2 protein-coding genes are annotated in these 3,344 nt (G+C 42.0%); one reads left to right on the top strand and one right to left on the bottom strand.

Annotated elements, in window-relative coordinates; translation table 11 throughout:
- Positions 1–168 precede the first annotated feature (168 nt).
- Positions 169–1,146: an integron integrase gene (locus L4B77_RS19670; protein WP_429752528.1), complete on the top strand. Its 978-nt coding sequence runs from the start codon at positions 169–171 to the stop codon at positions 1,144–1,146.
- A gap of 56 nt (positions 1,147–1,202) precedes the next feature.
- On the opposite strand, the gene helD is transcribed toward L4B77_RS19670, so the two are convergent.
- Positions 1,203–3,278: a DNA helicase IV gene (gene helD / locus L4B77_RS19675; RefSeq protein WP_372040942.1), complete on the bottom strand. Its 2,076-nt coding sequence runs from the start codon at positions 3,276–3,278 to the stop codon at positions 1,203–1,205.
- Positions 3,279–3,344: the final 66 nt, after the last annotated feature.

Raw genomic sequence — 3,344 nt, forward strand, 5'->3', positions numbered from 1 at the left:
TCTATCTAGTATCTTAATTACGTTAACCATACCCCGTATTTATGAAAAATAACAGCAACTTAAGTACTAAGTCTCACTGCCTTCATCCCAAAATGATGAATTTTTCCATATAGCCTGAATCAATGTGCCAAACTGCAAACCATGTATGTATAAACAGTTAAGGCCGAAATGAAAAATTCACCTTTTTTATCTTATATACAAGAGTATATGCTTGGTAGGCACTATGCTCTTCGTACAACAAAATCTTATATATATTGGATTCATCAATATATTTTGTATCATGATAAAAAGCACCCCAAAAGCTTAACATCGAGACATGTTGAAGACTTCTTGACACACTTGGTTGTTAATAAAAAGTCAGCAAAGAAAACACAAAGCCTTGCGCTCAATGCGTTGGTTTTTCTATACAAAGAGATCATCCAAGAACCGGTCGATCTCGACATGCAATTTCGGCGTTCAGACAAGTCTCGAAAATTGCCAACAGTGATGACTCAAGAAGAAATAAGCCAACTCTTTAGCCACTGTTCGATCAACTACAAGCTGCCGTATCAATTAATGTATGGATCAGGTCTGCGTGTAATGGAGTGTGTACGCTTGCGAATACAAGATATCGACTTTGAATATAAATCTGTACGTGTATGGCAAGGAAAGGGGGGCAAAAACCGCTTGGTAACCATCGCTCCGGAGCTTTTTTCCAGCATTAAACAGCAGCAACAGAGGTCCGTAAACTATTACCAGCAAGATATACATGATGACGCATTTTCAGGTGTGCACATGCCCGACGCACTCGCAAAAAAATATCCAAACGCAGAAAAAAGCTCAAATTGGCAATTTCTCTTTCCATCCCCTCGTTTGTCTATCGATGTAAAAACAGGTGAATTGCGTAGACATCATATTCATCCGACGGCGCTACAAAAGCACATTAAAATAGCGGCTCAGAAAGCGAATATTGAAAAAAATATCTCATGCCACACTTTAAGGCATTCATTTGCGACACATCTTCTTCAAAGCGGCGCTGATATTAGAACGGTTCAAGAACAACTTGGACACTCTGATTTAAAAACGACACAAATTTATACTCACATCATTGATCGAGGGGCTAATGGCGTTGTTAGCCCCCTATCAAGAATATTTCAAAGTAAATAAGTGTTCCCCTTGTGTGCTGTGAGTGACAATTTCATTTTAAATAAGCCGTCTTACCATTACTTTTTACGGACCACTGGATAATCAGAGCCATGAAGCTCTTGTACAAAACCCGAGCCATCGCCGCTATGTGTAACCCATACTTTCTCTTTCGCGCGTGTCATGGCGACATAGAATAAACGTCGTTCTTCAGCATAAGGAAACTCATCTGACGATTCTGTTAATGCACCATCGATGTGCAGTTGCTTCTTCTTCGCAGGGAACTGACCTTCATCCACACAAAGAATAATCACAAAATCGGCTTCTTTGCCCTTACTGGCGTGACAAGTCATGAAATTGATATCGATTGAGGTATAGATTTTTTTCCATTCTTCCAGTAATTCTGGCTTGTGGTAATGATTACGGCCCAGCAGCAATACAGACTTATTGGTTTTGCCTTTGGATTGTCGGTTTAATTGATCGAGGATTTTTTCGACTTCTTTGCTTGGCGCACTGTAGACGGCCTTTTGTTTCTGTTGCTTAAAGCTGTTTAGTTCTTTGGGCAATTGAATTGGGTTTTCCTGTACAAATCGGTTCGCAACAGCACCTAACTGATTATTAAATCGGTAAGTCGTATCCAAGTGGTGAATTGTTGAACTCTTAAAACGCGATTTAAACCCCGTGGTTAAATCAACATCTGCCCCTGCAAACTGGTAGATAGATTGCCAATCATCACCTACTGCAAAGATAGAGGCTTGGTGGTCGGCTTTCGACTGGTTACACAATGCTTCAACCAGAGCAAGGCGATCAGGAGAGATATCTTGGTATTCATCGATCATGATAAATTTCCAAGGAGAGATAAACTTGCCCTTTTCAACGTATTGAGTCGCTCGACTGATCATGATAGAGAAGTCGATATGATTCTCTTCTTTTAGTGCTTTTTGCCAAGCGGTAACACATGGCCAGCACAGTGAAAGTTCACTATTCAAACGTGTGTAGTCTTTATGGTCGATGAGCCGTTCTTGTACTTCTTTTTTTGATAAGCCCGATGCATTCAACTGCTCAAGTTGTTTTTCTAGCCAACCTATCAATTTAAGGTTAGAGACGTGGCTGCCAAGCTCGTCATCACCAGTTAAATAGGCGATTGGCCATTTGGACAGGTGCTTTTGCCAGCGCTTGAAGTTGGTTGGTGTCATCCAGTGCTTTTTCAACCAATCAATACACCATGCTTGGCGTTGATTGTCATCTAAAGCGAGGGGGGAGATAACAACACGTTCACTTTCGACTTGATTCAGTATTTTTAAACCTAACTGATGAAAAGTACTGACTTCGACTTTGTCGGCTGATAAACCAATTTTGCTGTCGAGACGTTGCTTCATTTCGATAGCGGCTTCACGTCCAAATGCGAGCAATAACAGTTCTTCAGCTTGGGCCTGATGACTTTGCAATAAATAAGAGACGCGAGCCGTCAATACGCTTGTTTTTCCAGAACCCGCCCCCGCAAGGATCAGGTTATGGTCGTCGTTCATCAAAACGGCGTATTGCTGAGACAAATTCAATGGTGACGACTCACATTGCGCAAACAATACCGCCCAGTTTTGTCTTTCTGTCTCTAACCATTGCAGGTTGCGTTCCGCTTGCTTGATTTCGGTTTCCGATAACCATTGCTGCATTGTCGCGACACGCTTTGGCATGCGTTGAACGGCTTCTTCTAAGCTCATGTTCATGCTTTCCAAACCAGAGTTAACCATGTCAACCCAAGCGTTGACCTTAGAATGCGGTAAGAAGGCAGGAAGTTGCTCTAGACGTGTCAGTTCGGCTTCCCATTGAGGGACATGTTCAGCCAGCTGTTGACACTGTGTGTCATGCCATTTTTGGTATGCTGCAACCGCTGAGCGAGCAAACTGACGACACTGAGCCCAAGGAAGGCCTTGAACTAACCAACAGCGTTGCTTCCCATCTTGTTGATGAGCAAAGAACTGCAACGATCCCCAAAACAAGCCACGTTTTATCGCGATCTTGCCACTCCAAATAGTAAACGGGATGCGTTCTTCACTTCCCACCGAAGATAACCGTAGACGTGGACCATCAAGCTCAACCTGATGATACTCATTTTGAATAAAAAACTGTGCAGTCTTATTAGCGCTTAGCTGCATTGGAGCATGCTCTTTAATTAGGAATAGTGAATTTATATCATGATGCAATGATAATTAATAATATCT

The organism is Vibrio minamisatsumaniensis, from assembly GCF_050337445.1.
GTDB lineage: Bacteria > Pseudomonadota > Gammaproteobacteria > Enterobacterales > Vibrionaceae > Vibrio > Vibrio artabrorum.

Excerpts from the sequence above, each read along its gene's own strand:
- L4B77_RS19670 (WP_429752528.1), top strand. The coding sequence starts at position 169 with ATGAAAAATTCACCTTTTTTATCTTATATACAAGAGTATATGCTTGGT.
- helD (WP_372040942.1), bottom strand. The coding sequence starts at position 3,278 with ATGCAGCTAAGCGCTAATAAGACTGCACAGTTTTTTATTCAAAATGAG.